The 22,517-nt window shown below is 50.0% G+C and carries 20 protein-coding genes; all 20 read right to left on the bottom strand.

Features of this window, described 5'->3' with window-relative positions:
• A partial coding sequence (locus tag ACFPOF_RS09210) for a hypothetical protein (protein WP_378131810.1) occupies window positions 1–462 on the bottom strand: 462 nt, incomplete at its 3' end.
• A gap of 558 nt (window positions 463–1,020) precedes the next feature.
• Window positions 1,021–1,815 carry a replication-relaxation family protein gene (locus ACFPOF_RS09215; protein ID WP_378131812.1) on the bottom strand — a complete coding sequence of 265 codons (795 nt, stop codon included), beginning with the start codon at window positions 1,813–1,815 and terminating at the stop codon, window positions 1,021–1,023.
• A gap of 8 nt (window positions 1,816–1,823) precedes the next feature.
• Complete coding sequence (locus ACFPOF_RS09220) at window positions 1,824–5,039, bottom strand: DNA translocase FtsK (protein WP_378131814.1); 3,216 nt, start codon at window positions 5,037–5,039, stop codon at window positions 1,824–1,826.
• Window positions 5,032–5,580, bottom strand: a complete 549-nt coding sequence (locus ACFPOF_RS09225) for a hypothetical protein (RefSeq protein WP_378131816.1) — start codon at window positions 5,578–5,580, stop codon at window positions 5,032–5,034. The genes ACFPOF_RS09220 and ACFPOF_RS09225 overlap by 8 nt, the downstream gene beginning before the upstream one ends.
• Window positions 5,577–7,466, bottom strand: a complete 1,890-nt coding sequence (locus ACFPOF_RS09230) for a peptidoglycan DD-metalloendopeptidase family protein (protein WP_378131818.1) — start codon at window positions 7,464–7,466, stop codon at window positions 5,577–5,579. The genes ACFPOF_RS09225 and ACFPOF_RS09230 overlap by 4 nt, the downstream gene beginning before the upstream one ends.
• Window positions 7,459–8,412, bottom strand: coding sequence for a hypothetical protein (locus tag ACFPOF_RS09235; RefSeq protein ID WP_378131820.1), 954 nt, complete (start codon window positions 8,410–8,412; stop codon window positions 7,459–7,461). Before ACFPOF_RS09235 ends, ACFPOF_RS09230 begins: the two co-directional genes overlap by 8 nt.
• Window positions 8,409–8,777 carry a hypothetical protein gene (locus ACFPOF_RS09240; protein WP_378131822.1) on the bottom strand — a complete coding sequence of 123 codons (369 nt, stop codon included), beginning with the start codon at window positions 8,775–8,777 and terminating at the stop codon, window positions 8,409–8,411. Before ACFPOF_RS09240 ends, ACFPOF_RS09235 begins: the two co-directional genes overlap by 4 nt.
• A gap of 1 nt (window position 8,778) precedes the next feature.
• Complete coding sequence (locus tag ACFPOF_RS09245; RefSeq protein WP_378131823.1) at window positions 8,779–9,216, bottom strand: hypothetical protein; 438 nt, start codon at window positions 9,214–9,216, stop codon at window positions 8,779–8,781.
• Window position 9,217: 1 nt separating this feature from the next.
• Window positions 9,218–9,487 (bottom strand): hypothetical protein, encoded by a 270-nt coding sequence (locus ACFPOF_RS09250; RefSeq protein ID WP_378131825.1) that lies wholly within the window; start codon window positions 9,485–9,487, stop codon window positions 9,218–9,220.
• A 62-nt stretch (window positions 9,488–9,549) separates the two neighbouring features.
• Window positions 9,550–9,768, bottom strand: a complete 219-nt coding sequence (locus ACFPOF_RS09255) for a hypothetical protein (protein ID WP_378131827.1) — start codon at window positions 9,766–9,768, stop codon at window positions 9,550–9,552.
• Between the two features lie 65 nt (window positions 9,769–9,833).
• Window positions 9,834–10,067, bottom strand: a complete 234-nt coding sequence (locus tag ACFPOF_RS09260) for a hypothetical protein (RefSeq protein WP_378131829.1) — start codon at window positions 10,065–10,067, stop codon at window positions 9,834–9,836.
• A gap of 17 nt (window positions 10,068–10,084) precedes the next feature.
• Complete coding sequence (locus ACFPOF_RS09265; RefSeq protein WP_378131831.1) at window positions 10,085–10,969, bottom strand: type II secretion system F family protein; 885 nt, start codon at window positions 10,967–10,969, stop codon at window positions 10,085–10,087.
• A gap of 15 nt (window positions 10,970–10,984) precedes the next feature.
• Window positions 10,985–11,833 carry a type II secretion system F family protein gene (locus ACFPOF_RS09270; RefSeq protein WP_378131833.1) on the bottom strand — a complete coding sequence of 283 codons (849 nt, stop codon included), beginning with the start codon at window positions 11,831–11,833 and terminating at the stop codon, window positions 10,985–10,987.
• Window positions 11,830–13,269 carry an ATPase, T2SS/T4P/T4SS family gene (locus ACFPOF_RS09275; protein ID WP_378131834.1) on the bottom strand — a complete coding sequence of 480 codons (1,440 nt, stop codon included), beginning with the start codon at window positions 13,267–13,269 and terminating at the stop codon, window positions 11,830–11,832. The genes ACFPOF_RS09270 and ACFPOF_RS09275 overlap by 4 nt, the downstream gene beginning before the upstream one ends.
• Window positions 13,270–13,920, bottom strand: a complete 651-nt coding sequence (locus tag ACFPOF_RS09280; protein WP_378131836.1) for an SAF domain-containing protein — start codon at window positions 13,918–13,920, stop codon at window positions 13,270–13,272.
• Complete coding sequence (locus ACFPOF_RS09285; protein WP_378131838.1) at window positions 13,917–15,161, bottom strand: AAA family ATPase; 1,245 nt, start codon at window positions 15,159–15,161, stop codon at window positions 13,917–13,919. Before ACFPOF_RS09285 ends, ACFPOF_RS09280 begins: the two co-directional genes overlap by 4 nt.
• The gene (locus ACFPOF_RS09290; protein ID WP_378131840.1) at window positions 15,158–16,450 is read right to left on the bottom strand and encodes a hypothetical protein; all 1,293 of its coding nucleotides are present in this window, start codon (window positions 16,448–16,450) and stop codon (window positions 15,158–15,160) included. Before ACFPOF_RS09290 ends, ACFPOF_RS09285 begins: the two co-directional genes overlap by 4 nt.
• A complete protein-coding gene (locus tag ACFPOF_RS09295) occupies window positions 16,447–16,899 on the bottom strand; it encodes a site-2 protease family protein (protein WP_378131841.1) in 453 nt (150 codons plus the stop codon). The genes ACFPOF_RS09290 and ACFPOF_RS09295 overlap by 4 nt, the downstream gene beginning before the upstream one ends.
• Before the next feature lie 20 nt (window positions 16,900–16,919).
• Window positions 16,920–17,372: a hypothetical protein gene (locus ACFPOF_RS09300; RefSeq protein WP_378131843.1), complete on the bottom strand. Its 453-nt coding sequence runs from the start codon at window positions 17,370–17,372 to the stop codon at window positions 16,920–16,922.
• 222 nt (window positions 17,373–17,594) lie between these two features.
• Window positions 17,595–22,514, bottom strand: a complete 4,920-nt coding sequence (locus tag ACFPOF_RS09305; protein WP_378131845.1) for an Athe_2463 domain-containing protein — start codon at window positions 22,512–22,514, stop codon at window positions 17,595–17,597.
• Window positions 22,515–22,517 lie beyond the last annotated feature (3 nt).

A 22,517-nucleotide genomic window follows, 5' to 3' on the forward strand; every position in this document is an offset into this window, starting at 1 on the left:
CCGGCAGTCCGGATCCGCTGCAGCTGCAACGCAATGGGCGACGCCTGGTCGGTGGGCGAGACGTCCGCCACAGCTGCCGGCGATCCGAATCTGCTTCAAGTGATCGTTCTGCCTGGCGCCTGGACCAGCTCGCGCGATCGGCGCCGCGGTCGCCGGCAGTCCGGATCCGCGGCAGCTGCTCGCCATGGGCGACGACCAGCCGGCGGGCGAGACGTCCGCGACGGCTGCCGGCGATACGGATTTGCTCCAAGCGAACATTCTGCCTGGCGCCTGGACCAGCTCGCGCGATCGGCGCCACGGTCGCGGCAGTCCGGATCCGCGGCAGCTGCTCGCCATGGGCGACGACCAGCCGGCGGGCGAGACGTCCGCGACGGCTGCCGGCGATACGGATCTGCTCTCCTGGAATCTGCGGTTAGAGATAATGACTGGCAAAAAGTCATAATCGCTCAAGAGGCTTCGCATAAAATTCAGAGAGCTATGAAAGGGGGAAAGAGGTGGGGAGATATTCAAGAAGAAATTAAGCCCATCCTGGACCAGATACGGGAAATGGTTGGTGAATACGAAATCGAGTACGATATAGCAAGAATAACGGCAAGTGAGTAGTGGCTCCATAAACGCGCTCAGGTCCATAGGACCTGGGCGCGTTTCATTTTGACGATCGAGCAGGGACGCAAAGCCGGGGTTCCGGACGTTCCGTGAGGCGGTCGAGGCCGCCGAAGCGCCCGGAGGGTTGGTTTATAAGAGGCTCTGTTTTTCGCTGTTTTCTTTATTGTTCGGATGTCCGATTTCGGGGCCGGAGAACGGGAATAAAGGAAACGGGGAAAAACGGGGGCTTTTATAAACCAAGTCTTTTATCAATGCCTTTATATAGTTAGTCTTTCAGTGTTTTAATGGTATGTAGTTTAGTATGTAATTTAGCATGTAAATGAGCATGAAGTTTGGTATAGTCATGACAAAATCAAAACCTCGACGCTAGATCGAGGTTTGTGGGATCAATATGAGGTCAATCGGTGATTCATTTCATGAGCTCGCGAGTCGACGGGTAAACGGTGCGAAGACTTTGACCTCGTTCCCCTCCGTGAAGAAAAGACTCGTAGGTCTGCTCGGATGCGATGCGTAGGAAATGCCCATCGTTGCGTTCCAATTGTTTTCGAGATAGTCCCGTCTTTTCTCGGAAGTCGTCACCCAGAGGATGGGCGTCTGTCTCAAGCTCTCCAACTTGTCGTACAGTTCGACGTAACGATGAAACTTAATTTCGAGCTGCTTCGGTCCCTCCGTGGCGTTATCAAACTCTACAAGCCATTCCCTGCCCCCGACACGAATTCTCGCGTCCGGACGAATAATCCCTCGACGGTCTCCATCTGCCTGTTCGAGTTCCCTGAGCTGAAGGGTCAAAATATCCGCCTGCTCGCCTTCAGAATACCAGGCAATTTGATCACGGCCAAAAGTTTCAATCGCACGCTGCAGGATCGAATTCAGACCAACATAGTGGAACATCTGACTTGCCGGTGACTCTCGAATGCGGACGTCTTGCTTTCGCTGCTGTTGCACATACGCAATCCCTTTTTTCCCGAGCGTATACACACATTTTGCGGGCTCTACTTGCTTACCCCTGATGCTCAGCGTCTGTATCCAGTCGAAGGGTGAATCGCTCGGCATTTTCCGAATCGCTCTCAAGATACGGTTGAAGTTGTCTTCCTTGAGACCGGTGACTGCAAGCAGATGCCGCTTGGTCACCATACGCATATCATAAATCAAGTGCATCACTTGGCTTTGCCGGTCAATCGAATTATTGTCCATCCAGTCGAATAACATAGTTCCTCCTAATCCCACCGGCTTCCGGATCCGGAAGAAGTCATCGGCAGATCTTCACTGTATTTTGTCCCATTCGGGTCTACGAGAACTTTACGAGACCTTTTCCCTTCATCCGGACCGATTATTCCACTGTACTCCAGCCCTTGAAGAATTCTCGCAGCTGTTGCCTGATCGATTTTTAACGTCTTCTGCAAGAGATCTTCTGAAGCACTCTGTTTGGCCATGACAAGCGATTCCGCTTTCTCGAACAACTCGTCCCAGGATGCTGGTTCACTTTCTGGTGCTTGTTCGCGTTCTTTCTTCAGGTTTACAGCCGGTTGTTCTTTGAACGAATCAACCAGTATTTCGCGAGGCTGGGATCCACTATATGGCCCAACAATACCGTTTTGCTCGAGCGCTTCAAGTATCCTGGCCGAACGCGTGTAGCCCACCCGGAAACGGCGCTGTATGGCGGATACTGAAGCGATACGCTCGGCTATTACATATTGGGCAGCTTCCTTGTAAAGCTCGTCTTTCGCCCCGATCGCCGCTGGAGAATCATCTTCGACTTCCTGCGCTTCATCATCATCGTCGTCCACCAAAGACGGCACTACACGCGCCTCAGGCACAAAGTTATCGTCAGCTTCAAGTTCCAGTTCGTCAGTTTCGCTATCATCGGCTGCAGGCGCCTCGTCGATCGGCGCCATAGTTGCTTGGGTACGCAAGATGGATCCAGGACGCAAATACTCGTTTATGAGCTCATCAGCCTTCTGGGCAGGGGTGGTATCCCTGGCCATGAGCTCTCTGCCTTTTTCTAATCCCCATTGAATTGCTCGCTCCATCTCTTCTTCGTCCTTGTGGTTTGCCCATCGCCCCGACCCATCCGGATGGAACAAATACGGCGGATCACACTCGACAGTAAACGTGGTCTGGTCCGCACGCCCATTAACTATTGATTCCGTAAATATGGCAACGACGCGTTCCGGGAGCTCCTGAAGATACTGAGCGCTAAAAGCACCTGCAGTAACACCTTGAATAATACCGGCCGATTTTTTTCCAAGCTTCGTAGTAAAGACGTTTCCGGCAATTTCGGTAAAGGAATTGAGCAGGTCTCCAGGTAGTTGCTCGGGAAACTGTGTTGAAAACCCGCATGAGCTACCAAACTTTCGATCTTCAGCAATCATTTTATTGATAATCTTAAACGGCGTGCGATGAGCCTCATCCCAGATTGTATAATGAGTCTTTGCACTTGTGCTTCGGCCCTGAAACTCAGCATGATATTGATTTGTAATCTTGTTGCCAGCTAGGGATAGAATCTTCTCATTGACGCCGCGCCAGTTAAACAGCACAATATGTCCTTCGTCCATCCATTTACGAATGTCCAGGCGCCATTCTTGTTGGCCAAACATACGCTGCATCAGCTTATTCGTCTTAAATGGCGATAGCCGGTTAACGATCGGGCTGATAACCTGGTCCAATTGCTTCTCGTATCCAGGAAAGTCGTGCTTCCAAAACTCCTTGATTGAGTCTTCATGCACGCGAGCAAGCACGCGCTTCCTAAATCTTTCGTCACGCAGCAAGGGAATAATTCCAAGTAGTGAATGTTTCTGCCCTGGATCCAGCACAAGCGTTGTTACTGCATTTCGCATAACGTGCTCCATCCGGGGGCCTGTGATTTCAAATAGCCCGGTAAGCGTGGCCACCACGTCTTCAACGACATCATCGGGCATTTCGTTTTCCTTATGATACAGGAGGTTTAGTGGCAAGGAGTAATCCGGATCTGCAGGATAAAAGTAATGCACCCGGCTCCAGTCCACTTTCTTCCCTGCAAGCTCCTTCTGACGTAACCGGTTAAGGATGGTTGCCACTGTGTCTCTCGCCGGATCAGAGAAGGTAAATCCAGGAGCAGTCTTCGGATTATCAATAAAATCGTTAATCAGAGATTCTACAATCTCAAGCAGTTCTGACGACTTTCCCGAGCCGGTCTTTCCCACGAGCAAGAAATGTTTGTTCATCTGAGTATGAGAAATTTTTACTTCCCGTTTTACTTGAATGGGATGAATTAGCTTCCCAATCGATATTCCTGTACTAAGCTCATCCGCTTCTAAGGAGCGTTGGCCCTTTTTCAGATGCGGAACATTATCCATAACGCGATGTTTCGCAACCGGCAGTCGTACGAGATTCGCAATCTCATCACCGGTCATCAGAAAGGTTTGAGTCGGCCGGTAGGGAACGCGTTCTTCAACCTTTGCCTTCATATTACGGTTTTTGATGAACCGAAGGCCGTTATCCATCTGCAAATAACTCCTGATATTAGCAGCCGTAGTTTGCGCAAGTGCTTCAGCGTATTCGCCGACGACCAGGAGACGAATTGCGACTTCAAAGGCGGCTTCCCGGCCAGTATAACGTTTCTGCAGCGTCTGCAGCTGAGAGCGATCGTCATGATCCATTTCAGATAAGGGCGCTTTCCGCTGCTGCGCTGCCGGCTTTGCCGTTGCTTTTGAATATTGATCAGGTCGCACGTTAGGATCCAGTGAAAATGACTTCTTTAGGTCTTCAACGAATTGACCGCCAGCTCTGCCCGCCTGGCCCGTCGGCTTTGAAATTCCTTTGTGCTCGATCGCTTTTTTCGTCTTTTCAACAGCTCGTTTGAGCGATCTGTTCGACTCCGGAGAAAACATAATATCAAGCCAAGCTTCCGAATCGACAGCTTGAAGCGATAGCAAGACTTCTTCGAGAGAGTGCTGGCCCGCATAGGTTTGAAGTGCAAGCCCTTCCATTTCGCCCTTCTGTTGAAGATCGAAATAGCCACACTCGATCTCATTCTTCTTTTTTCGTGGCTTTTTATCCTTTGGCATTGAGGGATTACCGCCAAGCGGCAGATCCGTATGCGGAATATCATGAATTTCGGCGAGTGGATATGTATTCTTCACCAGGTTCTTAATGCCGGTAATACGATCTTCCGGAAAACCAAGATAAATCCCAATCTTCCCTGCCTGGTCTTTATGAAAGAGCAATCGGAACCATTCGCGCCCCTTGCGCTGCCGGTGTGCCCAAGTGCGCTGATATTCACTTAAAACGAGCGTCCAACGCTTGATCTGGTCAACGGATTGGACATTTTCCTCATGCTGTAGGATCCGGATGTACCGATAGGATGCCCGGTATTTCTTGCGACGGGAATTTTCTGAAATTTGAACGCCGGCTATGATCGCAGCGCTTCCCCCTGCTACTACCCACTCAAGCACGTTCCATCATCTCCAATCGCATGAGCGCTGCTAAAGCGTTCCGATATAAGCTTAAACCGTCCTCCTGCGTTTCTGGAGGCGGTTGACCTCCATCCTTCTCTAAAGCAATAAGAGGAACTTCAGATACGGTAGACAATCTTTCGTGACCGTCTGCAGGCAGCGATGCTTCCTGGCTGCCTTGTTGCTGGTTCCATCGGTTGATAAAGTAAGCCGGTGCATCCGTTTCGATCGCCACCCGCATCCGGATAGCTTCCTGGATGTAGGCCGTTTTTTGCTCATCCGACATCGCTTCGAATAGCCGCTGTACGACGTGCTCGAGGCCGGTAGCCTCTTGATCTGTAAAAAGCGTGAATACTGCCAGGTTATCGGCCGGCTGCTCTGCAACCGGCCGACTAGCCAACTCCAGGCGCATCCTTGCAGCTTCACGCAGCCACTCTCCGGGGTCCTCATCGTTGTTTTCAATCTCATCGAGAATCTGAATGATCGCTTCGTCGAGCTCATCTTCGTAACGAAGCCGTGTTGAATAAGCTTTTGTTCTCACTTTTGACCACCACTTTTACCTTTGAAATAAGGAAACGGATCGACTGGATTACCGTTTACGATGACTTCTAAATGCAAATGCGGCCCCGTGCTTTTACCTGTATTGCCGGATTCACCAATGACTTGGCCACGTTTTACGAATTCACCGACTTTTACATTGATCTTAGATAAGTGCAAATAGCGCGTATCCATCGTCTTGTGCTTTAACCGGATATTATTACCGGCCTCATCGCTTTTCCCGGCTGCCACCACTTCACCATCATCTGCAGCTGCAACCGGCGTGCCAACGTCTACGGGAATATCCATGCCGGCATGGAACTTGGATTCCCCCGAAACGGGATCCTTTCGATTCCCGAACGGAGACGAAATGCTAAAAAATCCGGGTGTTGGCCATTGCATCGCACCGCCTGAGCTTTGGAAAATGAATATATCTTTGTCTCCAATTAATCGCTCGTCCCAGAAGTTCGGATCGACCATCCTTGTAAGCTTCAGGACGTCCATTTTGCCCTGCTTGCCTCGAATATGTGCCTTCCTCAAAGCTTCATCCAGGAGCGCGTCGCTGCTCTTAAACGTCGTGCCCTCGAGCGTCGGCCGGGTAACCACAGTCGTGGTTGTGCCGCCATCCGCATTCGTAACAGTCGTCTCGTCGACTTCATACCCAGCGCGAAACTCAAATTTCCCACGATGTGTCGTCACCTTCGAAATAAACAGCATCGGCTCTTCTACTGTCGTGGTTGTCGTTGTTGATTCACCCTCATTTTCGTCCTTATCTTTTGTATCGCCGGCGGTTGCATTGCCTGCAGCTGTTTTCGCAGAAGTTTTTCCGGATGGCTTGTCCGGAGAGGCCGCAGTTTCGTCTGTTTCTTTCTCCGACTTTTTCGGCGTAACCGTTGTGGTGGTGGTTGTTTTCTTCACGACAATGACTTTCATGTCTCTTGGCTGCAGGATATCGGCATATTCTTTCTCCTTCTCGTCTTTCTTCGCCCGATCGGACTTCTCCGCGAGTATCATCACAAGCCCTGGAGAGATCCGAATGTCTCTTTCGATGGCTTGCTGCCGGAGCTGCGCGTCTAAACCAACCTTTTTGGATCCATCTCTTGGATCTTTCCATTCAATCGTTTTAATCCATTGCTGTGAAAAGTCCCCGTAGGGGATATCCGCACCCTCCGATGAGGAAATCGGTGAAAACCCTTCAGCATATCTGTTTGCAAACGACATTACCTGGTCTACATAGGCTTGATCGTGATTGTACGCATAGAGCGCTTTCTGAGGATCGAATGGCGATCCCCCGTTTCTCGCAAGGTAACCGGCCGCCGCGTAGATCGCATCCTGGACATCAAACGGATCCGCCCGGCCATCCCCATTAGCATCGACCCCATATCCGCCGTATTTCGCAATCTGCGCGGGATCCGTCAGAACATCATCCGGGATATCAGCATCGCCTAAGTCCGATCCGCCAGGATAACTCCACCCGATCCATGTCTTTGGCATGAACTGCATGTGCCCGATCGCACCGACAGAGGACACCATCGGGTCGAGTGTACTAAACACGGTTTCGACGCGGTGAACGCCCGCTAGCACATTCCAGGGGACGCCGTACTGCGTCTCTGCGCCATAGTAAAAGTCCAGGTATTGAGACGGGATTTCATTCTGACCAATTTTAGAAATATTCCCGGAGTAACTTGATCCGCACCCAAAAATACATGGCAACCGAAGCTTTGATAGAAGCATTTGAGGAATGCTTACCACAGAGATCAGCATGGCGAGAAGAACGAGAACAGCGCCGGCTGCCAGTGCGAGCTTCCCTGATAAAAAGGCGCCGATTAGTCCCAAAATACTCTTCTTAATCGCTTTCGTCGCAACTGCTTGTGCGAGCGGTTTACTCATCGGCATCACCTACTAGACGCTGTAAGACATCTAAGCCTCTTAGAATTGCTTGCTCCGGATCATCGACCACGCGGACGCCCATTTGTACCAGCTGCTGAATGGTCTCCCGATCGACAAACGTGATCCCTTCGCCGGCCAGGAATACATAATCAGCGCCTTCGTACGCACGAATTTCCTCTATATCACGACGCAGCGTCGCCCCCAGCGCTTCAATCCCGGTTTCAATCTGCTTATCTACGGGTATGTACTTGCCATCTATCTCGACGTCGTGCGTATGGAGCGCTGCATCCGCATCTGCAGGCAGCAGCGACTTTCCGGACTTATGATAGTAAAACTCCTTCACTTCGAGCTGCACCGTCGAAATGCCACAGTACAGAATGCCGCCCTTAACCAGCTCCATTCCCCTGGCCAAAATCCATTCCGTCTGCCGGCTGCCGACCAGGACGAGCAGCGTTAAACGGCCGTCCAGGAGCTCTGTATTTCGTGGCTGCAACTCTTCATCCACCAGCTGCAGGTGAAGGTCGTAGAACGCGGCCGTGATAGCCGGATACAGCGATAGGTGCTGAAGCTTAACGGGAATGGGAACGCCCCCAAAGGGATGGACATGATAGGAACTGCTCAGCAGACGTTCCTGGATCTGCAAGCGGTCCTCCCACGCCGTAATCGGCAATGCGATTGCCAGCTCGTGATCCGTACTGGTTGACGCTAACCTTGCGATAAGTAGCTGCATCCACTGCTCATCACCCTCGATCGGGGATATCCGTTCGGATACATCGACGGCCGTTTGACCGGCACAGAAGGTTTGCAGGGCTCCATCTTTCTCTATCGTATAAATAAGATCGCCTTCCTGGGTTTCGTCCGGAACGGATCCGACGAGTCCAGGGATCTTCGATATTTCTTGGTTATGTCCGAGATAAGCGTAAAACCCAATGTACACGGACGTCATAGTAGTCCTCCTATCGTTAGCACTAGCGTGCAAACTATCGCCAAATACGTTACAGCTGGTGCCGGCATGTGCGTCCTTTGAACATGCCATGCCGCGATCGCAAGCGCGATGCCGGCATACATCACGCCGAGCATACCGAGTGCTGCAGCTGCCAATGGATACAGAATCCGATCGGCGGTGCCCATGCGATTGAACAAGCAAAATATCAGCACGACTGTTCCACTTAAAAGAGAGAAAACGGGATGTGCTACACACATCCCGATTCCTGAAATCGCTACGAGGATCATGCTCCATAGGGGCACTTCCCGTGTTTTATAATCGTAGAGCCCACAGATGCTGATCGCGATGAGAAACAATAGAGTCATATCAATACTCCCGATAGAACGAAAACTTGGCCCTTATTGGAAGAACCCAATCTACAGCGGATCCGCCAAGATTTTCGTAAAAATTCACGCCTGGCAGCAGTACCTTGTACTTCCCGGTAACCGTTACGTAATCGCCGTCGTTTGCGTTCACGACGATATCCGTAGGCGTAATGAGCGTAGCCCCATTCTTAACTTCCGGCAGCACTTTCGTTACACCGTTATAGATCGCAGAATGGACGGCAGTCACATTTGGATTAACGCTCCCGAGCCGGCTGCCTTGCATAATCACTTGGCCAAAGAACAAGTAGCTGAGTCCGTAATAGATGACCATCAGAAAGAGGGTAACCGTTACCCCGATCGCAAGGATCGCTAACGGGGAGAGCGCAATGTCCGCTGTGATAATTCCTGGATACCGCTTGCGAAGTATGCGGAGAAACATCTTATAAGTTTCCGATGTCTGCAAAGACGCCAAGCACAGCGTCACGGCCGGCATTCAGCACCATTGAAAATGCAGTTCTCGCAAGCGGAGCGTTTTCAACGATAATCCAAAGCCCCAGCGCCAGGAAACCAAATTGGAACAAGACATCCATCCGGAGCATTTTGAGTTTTCTCGATTTGCGAACAGCTTGAATTGCTTGTGCGACCTTCGTTTTTACTGTCATCATGGCAGAAGCCTCCAGATTGTTATTTTCCACTTTTACTGTCATCATCGTAATTTCCCCCAAAAGTTATTTTGTTTGATTGGATTTGATTCTTCGAATGATAGATCGTCTTACAGCTTAAAGTCCCCGTCTGGTCCGGATCGCTTGCTCCCCTTTGTGTTACCACTTTTACGGACTGCACGGTAAATGTTATAGACGCCAGCTGCCAAGGTTACTATGCCTAGTACCGTAAATGCTGGGGTGAATTCGTAGTAGAGCGTGGAAAAGAATAGAATGCTTAACAACACCATGACTACCCCAGCTGCGATGCGACCGTTCTTTTGATTCATTGATTGCCATCTCCTCTTTTTCATTTTTTACAGGCACTTGGATTATGTGGTTAAAACTTAGCACCTCAAACTCCAGTAAACTCCTTAGCATAAATCCAGCATTCTGCTTTTCCATTTTCCCAAGTGACACGGAGATCCCATTCGATGTGGCCGCTTGGCAGTACGGATTTCTTGGTATCAATTACCTTGCCAATATCGCCACAGCAGTGACCGGCATCTTTATAACTGTCAGAGACCAGTTCAACGCCGTCACCGACTTCAAATGGAGCCTTCTGAATGCCTTCAATCGATTGTTCCATGTCCAAACCCTCCTTGATTACCAATTCAGGAATCCTCCACCGCCCCGGAAATAATCCGCGAAGCCATAGGAAGCGAAGAAAACCAATATGGCGATCGTCAAAACGAACGAGAGGCCGACGATGAGTAACATGGTTGTCTTGGACGAATCTCTCTTCTTTTCGATAAACTCGTCCACCCGGGCGTTTTCGTCCATTGCCTGCCGCTCGATCTGGTTAGCCAGAATCTCCGGCGTCTTGGTGTCAGAGAGCTCAAGTGCAAAACATAGGTCATCCAAAGATCGCGTCTCATATTCACTCCGGAATTCTTTCATCGCTTGGCGAAGTGGTTTTCCATCTTCGATCTGCTCCAAGTACCCCCGGAATGTCTCTCCAAATTCGCCTGGATGATCCTTGGCCATCATCCATAGGGCATCCATCGTCGGGATCTTCTGCCTGAGATTCAGCGCTAGCTGCCGCTTTAGAAAGCGTGTAGCCTCTTCAGCTTCGAGCTGTCGACGTGAACCTTTGGTCATTAGCCGGCGGATCTGAATGATCGGGTAGCCCAGCGCCATAATCATGGCTTGCGTCTTCGCGTGTTCGAGCTGCGATGCTAGAAGCAACAGCGGGATAACTGAGGCTGCATAAATGACTAGCGTCTCTTCCGCCGTTCGTCCAGATTTACGCCCCGCGAGTCGGAGCATGCGATCCAGCCGGCCGATCAGCCACTTGTTCATGTACGGGCTTATCGAGTTAACAGTGAATATCCAGCCCCGATTCTTCCCTTCAGCAGATGTATTTCGGTAGGCTAGTAAAATCGAATAAAAGCGGTCTGAGATTTGCGTATTTCGATTCAGCAGCGGCAATGCTGCTAAGAAGACAAAAAGCAGACTAAGAAGAATGAAAACTACAAGAGTTGAATCCATGGGTTCCTCCTTTCATCAGAGCTTAGTACGTGTCACGCGGTACCCCCACCAGCCTAATAAGGAGTAGCCGGCGATTCCAACTAACAATACGATCATTGCAACGGGGTGCCGTTCGATCGTGCTATCTACCGAATCGGAGAATAGGAAGTAGAAAAAGACCGGGAACACATAGATATACATCAGCATTTGTGATCCGCTCTTACGAACCTGTCCTAACACCCTGGTGAATCTCGCCTGGTTCTGCATGTCTCGAAGCGTCCCTTCTAAGAGGGCGTTCAAGTTATTCGAACCATTGGCCTCCCGCAAAATCCCCGCAAATACAAGCTTCAAACCGCTATCGGGGCAATTCTTGATCAAAGATTCCAGGAACTTTGTAATGGACACGCCATGGCGTTTGTAGTTTTCATAGCCATGTGCAAATTCCTTTTTCAAAGGTCCGCTCAGCCTTGGCTGTACTTCGAGCATCCAATCCTCCAGCGTTCCGCCGGCACTGATTATGCCCTGCAGAAACTGGATCGCTGCTTGCGCGTCGCTACGGTATTGCTTCTCAAACATGAATTGCTTTTGCTTGATAATGATCAGCGGAATACTCCCGCCGGCGAGCCCCATAATGATAAAATTTCCGCCTACCACCAATGACATCAGGCCGGCTGCGAACGCACATGCGATAATGATGACCGTTTGCCTGGTCTGCTTGTCGCCGATGTTGATCCATTGCCGTATCCCCTTCGCCCCATTCTCCTCCACACTTTGCGGAACGAGTTTTTCCATGACCGCTTGGATCTTCTCTTTCCTGTAAACTCGAATGGATTGATAGAACAGGATGACGAAAACGGCGCAAAGCGCAAAGATCGCATAGATCAACTGGCTTTCCCCCACTTCCAGCTGGACGGCACATCGATCCCGGCCTTGGCCATGAGTTGAAGGAATTTTTCGCCTGGGCCCAGGAATTCAAAATATCCTTTCTGCCGCCCCCGTTCATTCGCTCCTTCTACAAATCGCGTGACCACGTGCAAAGTACCGTCATCATTCACTTCACACAATTCGTCAATATGTCGGTTCTTAGGGTCATTGCTCATCTGAGCGATAAATCCAATTCGTTCGCACATAATTGACCTAATGATTTCGCGTGGTGGAGCTGATTCATGGCTGCTCGCCAATTCAATGGCACGATCTAGGGCCGCCTTACAGCTGGAAGCATGAATCGTGCTTCCGGATCCATCATGACCAACCATGAGCGTGTGTAAAAATAAGTACGAGATCTTGTCCCGAATCTCTGCAAGACAAATGCGATTCCCAAACATCCGAAGAGCTTGCTTTAAGGCATCAAACTGCGTGAATATCCCTTCGCGCTCGTACAACCGAATAACTGGAAGCTCGCACTGTGGCTGCATCTCTGGTGCCTCTTCAATGACGATCAGCATTTCCCCATCGCCGACGATGACAGTCAGTGCATTCATCAGTGTTGTTTTTCCAACGCCGGTGGCTCCACTCAGCAAGTAATTGAGCCGAAGCTGCCCTGCAATACGCAAATAGTCGATCGTCGCCGCATCCGCAAATCCGTTATTGTAATGGGCGTACACTGTTTGTCGCTTATACTTGAGAATGGCATCTCCTGGTCGAGCAAGCTCTATCGGTTGGATCTGCGTCATGGACGTGCTCGTTAGCTCTTCGAGCGTATAGGACTTCGCAAAACGACGGATCGAAACGATCATGCAACGAATGAATTTGTACTCCCCGGATAACGCATTGTATATCGAATATCCAACCGTTCCAGATATGACATGGATACGCTCGCCACCAGGCAACATCCCGTTCATGGCGATCTTCGATGGATCGTACCGCATGCCGATTCGGGATAAATGCTGGTTAACCCAGTCCCGCAGGTGATCGTAATTTCGGAATTCCTGATCCGTATACATTTTTCGATCGCCAGCATCGTAATACATGATCATTTGCTTGTGGTCCGGGTTCAGCGGCATAAAAATTTGAACGTCAGTGACTCCGGGTTTCTCCCAAAGTGGCTGAACCGGGCCAAACCGGTAAGAATCGTCCAGGTAGTTCTTGATCAGCTGCTGGTAATGTTGTGTTGGGATCCCTTCGACGTGACGGATAATATCCATCAGCCATCTTTGCATCGACAGCTCGTCACGCTCTATGATCTCTCCATACCTTGCGCGTTCGTCTTCAAGTTCCTTCAGCACTCGATCTTGCAGTAACCCTAGCCATTTGGCCATGTCTGTACTCTTCGCTTGACGTTTACCGCTGAGATGGGTCCAATCATTGTCTTCAAAAGACATTTATTGTGCCCCCTTCAGACTGAATTTCCGAGGATCCAATACGACTCGTACCTTTCCGACGACGATATTTGTTTGCAGTACCGGTGCCTCTTCTCGCGGTACGAGTACAAGGAGCTTTCCACTGGAAGAAGATTTATCGACTATCGCATCTAATACCAGAACGCTTTCCGCGATATAGTCGGCCACAATTTTTTCGCCGTCCAATGCATTTTCTTTGCGAACACCAATCAGGGAAACAACATCATTCTGATGAATCTCTGCAATCGGCACGTCGGAGCTATCGATTGGGATCGTCACGGTAACGTAATTTTCCGAATAATTTTGATTCACTTCGCGCAAGTTGTGCGCATCGGATACGAGTGCGCCCTGAAGGGTTTGGCCTTCGACAATCACCGTGCGTGTTAATCTACCAACGAGCTGTTCCAGCGCTTTATCGCTCGTTACCGCACCCACAGGGATGTTCTTCTTCGGCCGTTTCTCCGTAGTGAACTGATCCTTCTTGATAGAAGTCTGTGCAGCAATCTCTTTTTTTGCCACGTAGACGGTTCCCAAATCAAGGTACTGATTGATGACGCCATAGATCGCAAAAGCTAAACAGATGCCGACTGCAGCTAAAGCACCGAACAATAATAATGTTTTTTTACTCTTCAATCTGCTACCCTCCCAAATTTTTTCCGCAACCATCCTGGACCTTTGGGAGCTGATGGCGTCTCCTTCTCCTTGGAAGCTCCAGGTTCAGCAGTCGCTGTAGGTACGGCATCTTTTGAATTAGTAATGCCTAAACCTTTGAGTATGGCTCTCAGTTCCCTGGAGTAGAGCGATCGCTTGGGTTCCAGGAATACCGGCAATTCCTTGCGCTGAGCAAACTCTTTATCTGCGTACGGTAAGGATGAGAGCGGCGCCTTGATCTTAAATTGCTCTAGCCCGACGCGAATGGGTTGTAGCTCTTTCTCATTCCTCAAGCCATTCACAATGATCCGAAGCTTGTCCGGCGCTGCCTCATATAGCCGAATGATCATTTCCATGGCGCGCTCTAACTCATCCTCCTCCGGCCGACACACGCAGATAATGTCTGTCGCGTAGTCTTTGAGCGTTTCAAAAGCCGGTGTGTAGCCCTGGTGCAAATCAACCACGATATTTCCGTAAAACCGCCTGTAAGCAAGCAGCGCGTTTTCGGCCATCTTTGCCGGAATGCTTGTGTGTTCATTCCAGGGTGACGGGAGAACTTTCAGGCCGCTTTGCTGATGTGTTATGAGCTTGTTCTCCAGGCTGTGGCGATCGAGCAGCTGCGAATCTTCTTTCTCGAAATCGATAATCGAGTGAGTCATACTCGTGATCCCTAATTTTCGGTAAGCATTGCCGGCGTAATCTGCGTCAATGAGGAGGGCTTGACCGGTCATTTTCGCGATGACGGCGCCTGTCTGGGTAGAGATAGTTGTTTTACCATCCCCACCCTTCGGCGAGCAAAATAGAATAATTTTTTCGCGTGTCGCTTGCGGTGTCCCGAAATGAACTGAAATTTCGCGTTCATCCGTGAGCGTCGGCAGTTTCTTATGCAGTCCAACTTCGACGGGATTGATCGGATGCCGGGTGATATCCCGGACACCGGCATCGAAGAGATCTGCCAGCGTATCCGGATTCATCTCACCAATCAAGAACACGTGAGCCGGTGACCCATCAGCTCTCAAATTCTTCCCGATTTTGACCACTGTCTCGCGGATATTCGGGACGTTGGTCGACAGGAATACAGCATCGACATGTCCCTCACGCTCACGAACCTGAACCATTTCCTGTACGCTGCGCGCGTCGAAAACTTTCCCATAATCGGAGAGAATCTTGATGTTTTGCGCTAAACGCCCGGCGTCGACGTCAATGACGATAAAAACCTTCAACTGGTGACCCCCTCACGTTCAAAAAGCTTCTGCCAAACCTTCATCACTTCGTCTTCGTCCTCCATGTTGACCCAGGCCCTACCGGTCCAGGTGGACAATACAGCTTGCCTTGGCCGGGCCGGAACGATCAGATCGAACCGGCGGTTAAAACTTTGTTCGATGAACGTTTCGTTAAACGTGGAGCCGTGTGGCCATTGATTGAGCACCCAAGTGCATGTCCCTTGTTCCGGACGAGGCAGCCTCAAATAGTGCGGATCCGGAGCAGCCACGAAAATACGCTGCTTTGCTCTTTTGAACACTTCACTTTCAAAGTCCGGACCACAATCGACAACGATCGTTCGCTTGGTTTGTACAAGCGCCTGCAGTTCCGAAGGGCGAATGAGATCGTCAGCCTTCAGCACAAGATCCACACCCTGGTTATCCCGCGATGGCGATTTCCCTTCCAGGAATTCTTTTCGCGTAATCAAATCGCTATCGTTGATCCGACCGAGCCAGCCAGCAAGGGCGCCCGTCTGGCGACCTTCCATGAGGACAACCGGCTTCTTTAGGCATGCAGCGATGTTCCAGGCGACATAGGATACGCCCGCGCCCGAATAGCCTGACACTGCAATGATATTGTCGAGCTCATCGGGTAGCTGCTGGAGAATCTTCTGCTCTCTCTCTCGTTCCGGGAGGAACGATTGAAAGACGTCACGGATGCCGCCTACAACCTTGCCTAGCGGTTCATCGTCGCCCAACAGCTCCTCTTGATCGCCGTCTCCAGTGGGATTAAATACAAGATCCCTCAAGCGCTTACCCGTAGATTCTTTTGTTTGTTGCTCTGCATCGGTAGCGGCAGCCTTCTTGGTACTACGCGGGGGTTTTCGTTTTCCGGTTGTTTCCGCCGTCGTTTCTTGCTGCACGTTTATGTACGCTTCAGCAAATTTGACTATGCTGTCTAGTGCATCATTCGCGTCAGCTTTTGGCTTGGTAGATAGATTCGTAAAGCTTGGTCCATCTAGCTCCGCTTGCGCCCGCGCTTGGAAACCTGAGTCACCTACAACAGACCAGATGATGTGCTTCCCTTCTGCTTTAATCTGAGCCGCAATGCCTAGCAGCGCCTCTGCGCGATCTACAGCACTCGCGCGCGATTCGATTAACACAACGCAATGGCAATCTTCAAATCGCAGTTCATCGTCCGTCAGGGATCGAATTTCAATGGGTAATTTGTTGTTTTCGATCTCTTCCGCAAGGTAAGTATCTACCGCCGGTTTGGCTGAAAGCACTGCGACTATGACCTTTTCCTTCATACCTGCTGTCTCCTTTTGACTAATGCTTTGAACAAGTAGTAACCGTCGCTCCCCTTAAACGGGATGAGCACGAGGAGCGACAGAAAAGCGCACATCCCGTATGCGATGCAGAACGTCTTTAGCCATGCAATCTCATGCAACTGCAACCGTCCAATCACCACCATGCCGATCCACTGCGCCAGGATTCCGCCTGCAGCTATGAGAGCGCCGGCTATTCGGCTTCCACTCAGCTCCGAACCATTCGGGTAAATACCGCCAGCGAACGGGAGCAGCCTGATCTCCAGAACACCTATTTTCAGTATCCGCGGCCCCCTGCCCCATTCGATGATTTTCACCGGGAGCTTAAAAATCCGTTGTACGCCAGCGTGGCCAACCTCATGCACCAGGACTGATATGGCGACTGCAAGCGCAGATTGCCAAACTACAATATCGAACAATCGACTTAGCATACGCGCTCCTCTCTGGCGTCTTATTTCCGGTGATTGATATCGGAAACCGCGAATACGGAATCTTCGAGCGGTTCAAACGGTTGATAGTTATCGAATACATTTTCCATCGCGGATTCCGAAAACTTCATCTCGTGGGACAAATCGATGCTTACCCCAATGGAATATTGGTCTGGGAACGAATAGGTTGGGTTTTCAATCAGATCAGTCTCGATGCCCATCGTTTCCATGTTATTCAGGTTCTTGGCAAAGGCAGCTGATGCCGCATTTTGCGCTTCGATCGGCGATATGACGAATTCGTGTATGTCGTCATTTGTAATCGTCAGGTGCCGCTGGTTTGCTCCAGCGTCTGCAGCAGCATCTGCGTTGCCCTGCGTCAGGTAATGAGTGGCCATCATTGCTGTTTCATCTAAGATAAATGCCGTCATAAAAAGTGTCAGCAACAATAAAACCCAGCTTACAACAGGAAAATGCAACAAAATCCTCCTCTCAATGTCGATTTAGGTATCAAAAGACCTATAAATGCGACTCATATACCTAACTACATGCCAAAAGATATACCATTACATGTCTATAGTACCACGGTTATGGTTCATTTTTCCATAGTTTTCGCGCACTATCATGCGCATTTTTTTGAGCCGTAAGTCTGTAGGTCGACAAAAAAAACAGGCCGCTATAGAAGCGACCTGTTTACACTGTTATTCTGTGAGCTGAGATCTGCCAAACTCTGCAGTTCTGAACTGCGCGGACCCCTTATTGTCTGCAAGCGTCACTTCCGTATTGAAGTACGTTAGCTCTGCTGTGAACTTGAAGCTATCATAGAGGGTTTGTTTCTTGCCGTTCGCTGCCTGCCAGTCTCGGATATCTTTATCCGTAACATTTGGCACCGTAAACGTGATGGTCTGTTGTGCTGGTCCAACGAGAACAGTTTTGGTCTCGGTCCAGGTTTTGCCGTACCCTGTGCGCGTCAACTTGATCTGCACTGACTCAGCGCCGGATCCAATCGTTTTCTGCGCGATGACATCTACTGGGAAGGTGGCTGGACCATACTTGCCAGCGATGAACATCGACAACGGCGGCTTTTTCTGTACCACTTCTAACGGTGGCCGCGGTACCACTGCGATGATCGCAAAGTTCTGAGCCGGAATGAGCTTGAAAGTGACATCCTTCGTCTCGGACTTGCCCGCCGGCGTCGTTGAGATGAAACGGGCCGTATAGGTGCCCTCCGGGATCACCGGCGGAATGTAGGCTTTCAACCAGTCCTTGATATTGCCGGTCTTCGTGCCGGTCATCGGTAGCAACGTTGTTTGGTACGGCGTTCCCACGAAGATCTGAACAGTTGTCGTACTCGGATATTTCGTCGTCGATGCCTTAATGTCGTTCGTCAGGGTAGAAACCATCGGATCCGGCATCTTCGGCACCAGGTTGATCGGTGTATTCACGACAACCGGGAACTCAATATAGTTTTGCTGGCCAGCTTGCCCGATCGCTGTCAATCGCAGCTGGTAGGGTCCATCTGGAGTCGTATCAGGAATCGTATAAACAATATCATTCCAATTGATATCTTCTCCGGTTTTCGTGCCCGTGTAGTACCCGACATTCACCGGTGGCGTCTTCTGTACGCCGCCTTGATACAGTGCAACTTGCAGCGTATGGCTGTAAGGGTACCTCGTCCAAATGTCGTAGACGCGCAGCTGCTCACTTGCAGGGATGCTGCTGAGTGAGAAGTCAGGAAGTTCCGTCCGTGCTTTCGCGTTCATTTGGATCGATGGGGCGGCCGATAAAACAAAACTCATAACGAACGGATCCGACCAGGCTAATTCCTTGTCGCGTACAACGTATTCCAAGTCATAAGATCCAAAGTCGAGCTGGTCTGGAATCGCATAGATCCACTCGCCACCATCTTTCTTATACCGAACCTTCCGCTCGATAATCCCCTTGTTGATCGGATCGCTGATGTTGTGATCGAGATCATAGGATTTATCGACCCACGTCGTCAAGTAGCAGCTGCAGTCGAGATTGTACGTCCAGTCGAGCGTTGCTTTAGCAAAAGGCTTCCGATGGACGACGATCGTCGTTTTGGCGACGTTAGAATAATAGCTGTATTTCGCTAAGAGCGGATCCGTGCTCGGTTGATCCTTAATTCTTCTGAATACCGGATACTCGCCCGGCAAAGCAAAGCTTGTTCGCAAGGTCTCCGCGGTCCACGTCTCAGGATCCCCTTCTTTAAGCGCAAATGCTGCGTGTCCCATCGGATTGTCAAAGTAATTCTCGTTATGGTAATACATCGTTTCACGTTTCACGATCGGGTCCGACTCAGGATCCAAATCCTCGGTCAGCATCTTGAACGTTTGATTGACCTGGACAATTTGTGCTGCCGTTGGCGGCGTCTTGGACGCGATGTAATCCACAATCTCCTTAACGACTGCCTCTGCCGATTGTCCTTTATTTTCGATAAAGTAATCGACTTTCGATACCTGCGATTTAATGGCCGTCGAACCTACCAGGATGACCTTTGCGTCTGAAAAGCTCCTCGCCGCATTAAAGTCAGCAACCTCGCTCATCTTATCGTCAGAGTAATAGATAATGTACTTGTCCGACGTCGTTCTTGTATACGGGTTGGTTAGCGGCTGGCGCACATCTTTATAGATGGTTCCGGCGTAATATCCTCGCCAGGATGCAACCCACTTCATGTCCGGAACGTGGACCGATACCGTGCGCGAAGCGGTGCCCGAGTAGTAAGCCGTATAGGATGTGGAACAAGAACCGTTTGGTGGTCCAGTATCCGAACAACCACCGTGCGGCAGTGTATCGCCACGAGACATGGTTCCTGAATATCCCTCGCCATCCGAGTAGGGCTGAGTCGATCCGCAAGACCCGGTAAATGTGGTTGACCCTTTCCCTTTGGAGTCGTACTTTACATTCTGAGTATTTCCGCATGTTCCAGTTACCGACTTCGATTGGGTCTCATTATGATCTGTACCGAAATCATGGTAGTTCCCGTTATCGCTGGCACTCGTTAGATTGAGTGTGCCGCAGTAGCCGTTTGAGCAATAATAATAGGTCGACGGCGGATAAGAAGTGCCCGTATCCGTGTAGGTCGATGCAGCCTGTGGATACGTGTACGTATGCATATCCCAGGAATTGACGGTTGGATCGATTCCCTCGTTCCTTAGTTGGTTGTTGATCGTCACATGGTTACCTTTCACGTAATCGATCTTGTCCTGGTTCAGATTCTTATCTAACAGGAAGAACGTATCGACTTCCGGGCGAATGGTTGGAATGTCCGTATACAAGTCAGCGTACGGAATATAGTTGTTAACCAGGAATTCAAACTGCGTCTTCTTTTGCCGCTTATCCGCTGCAGTAATGAATTCAGGGAAGGTCTCTTCGCCAAAATCTTCATCCACCGTTGCGACGATCCTGTATTTCCCCAGCTTGTTCGTTTTCGGCGTATACGCCGTGATTGGCGAATCGAAGGAGTCAACCTTTGTCGCGTACGTTTCATTGCCGGCCGAATCGTAGTACACATCGAAATGTTGATTCGTAATGACGTCCCCGTCCGTGCTCACTGCGTCATAATACAGCGGAACCGATTCGCCGCGAGCAATTTCGCTCGAATACGGCGTCATAATGACGGCCGGTGCGAAATCCTCCAGCACAGAGAAATCTTGTGAGTAAAGATCTGACGTTCGTCCCAGTGAATTCGTAACCGTCAGTTTGAGCTTATAATCGCCTGTCTTTTTGAATAGGAACTCCTTATGCGTGTTACCGTCAACCTTGATTCGCTGATCGCTCAGACTCGATGTGCCAACAGCTTCCCAGGACCAATCATAGGAGACAATCGGGTAGACATTCAGTACATACGGATCGTTTGAAGGTGCAACGTCTTCGTCGACCGTCATCTTCCGGTTCTCTTTGAACGCGCCGCCCATCTTGAATCCAGCTCTCGGCTTTGTATCATGGATGAGCACTGGGTTGGAACTCGAGCATCCTGTTTCTCCTGCAGAGTTTTTGGATGCTTTCGGCAGCCAAACGATGTCGACCCGGTGAAGGCCATCTGCTTCATCGCCGAAGACGTAACCACCGCTAAAGAATAAGCTATCGTCGACCTTTACACCGTCGATAAAGACTTGCCGATCCGATACACGCGACATGTCCGTGCCATCGCTTGCTGGATACGGTACGATATCGAACCCATGCAAAGGTACATTCGGTTTACAAACCAGCGGATCTGGCAGCGAGTCTGGCTGATCTGGAACCGTGTGCGTTGGAATAATCGTATCGTCTAACGTCATCCCGATCGTTGCGATATTCGTTACTTTCGGTTTTACAGATGCATCCGATCTAAAATAGGTCGTCGTGGTTAGATAAAAGGTGATCTTATCCCCTTTCTGAGCATTGGACAAATCAAGGGGAACACTCACGTTTTTCTTTTGCGCGACTTGTTGGCCAGAACTCAAGATGACGTTATCATTCGATTTCTTCGATGACCAGGTACCGACGACGGACTGCGTATGGCCAGGATAAGCCACCTCGAGCTTGAGCGTCGTTTCTTCGACATCCTCGCGGTTGTAGTAGCGCGCGCGATCGAACCGGTCATCAACACCGTCATAGGCGATGCCATCCTGCAAAGTCCCCTTCAGATCCAGCATAATCTTCGGACTTTTACCAAGGATGTTAAGCTTTGTCGCTTGTTTTTTGTCCGCAAACGCGGGTTCCGACTTCGTGCTAAGCACTTCTTTATTAAGCTTCGGCAACGGGAACGTTTGATACCAGACGTTATTGTCGCTGCCTACATGCCACATGCGGCCTAACCCTTCAGCATAGGATTTCGGATCCTGCTCGACGTACATGTAATCGAAATAATTGAAGTTCTTTTTTGTATCCTCATTGTTGAAAGACTTCTGAATCGTTACTGAGTTTGACTTGATGATATTTTTAACAGCGAGCTGTTCCGGCCCAGATGCATTATAGATGTTCTGTGTATTATTGTTATACCGTTGAACAAGCATGGGACTAATTGAACTTACTGCGTTCTTCGCTTCCTGCGCTCTTGAAGTGGATAGCCAAGGTCTGAATAACCACTTTCTTGTATCCGGGTCAGTTACGGTTGCATCATTGGGAAAATAGGCATTGGAGTAGAGTGCACCCAAGCGATCATAACCGTAATAGCGATATTCCCCTTTCACTCCATCGTCATCTACAAACGTCGGATGCTTTGGAGGAGACTCACCGCTTGTTCCCGTCTTATGCCAGGTATAATCGGGTGCCTGCCCCTGCCAGCCGGCTTTAAAAGCATTCGCAAGGTTATTCTCTGGAATGCTCAGCATATCCGGTTGACCTTTAGGATTCGTTTTTCCGCCAACTGGTCGAACATAGGCTATAATGTTGAGCTTATCGAATAGCCATTGGCTAAAGGGTTGTACCCGTTTAGCGTCTGTATTGTCGCTACATTTCGGAAATCCAGGAGGCGGAGTTACCGTCGCGTAATCGGACAAACATTGCTGCAGCGGAGTAAGAGCTGCTTGTGCTGAAGGGAAGTACGGAAAAAGAGACACGAGAAATGAAACTAGTAAAACGAGCGTTAATCGACGAGATTTTTTTCTGCTAAGCATTTG

Source organism: Cohnella soli, assembly GCF_042655525.1.
GTDB lineage: Bacteria > Bacillota > Bacilli > Paenibacillales > Paenibacillaceae > Cohnella > Cohnella soli.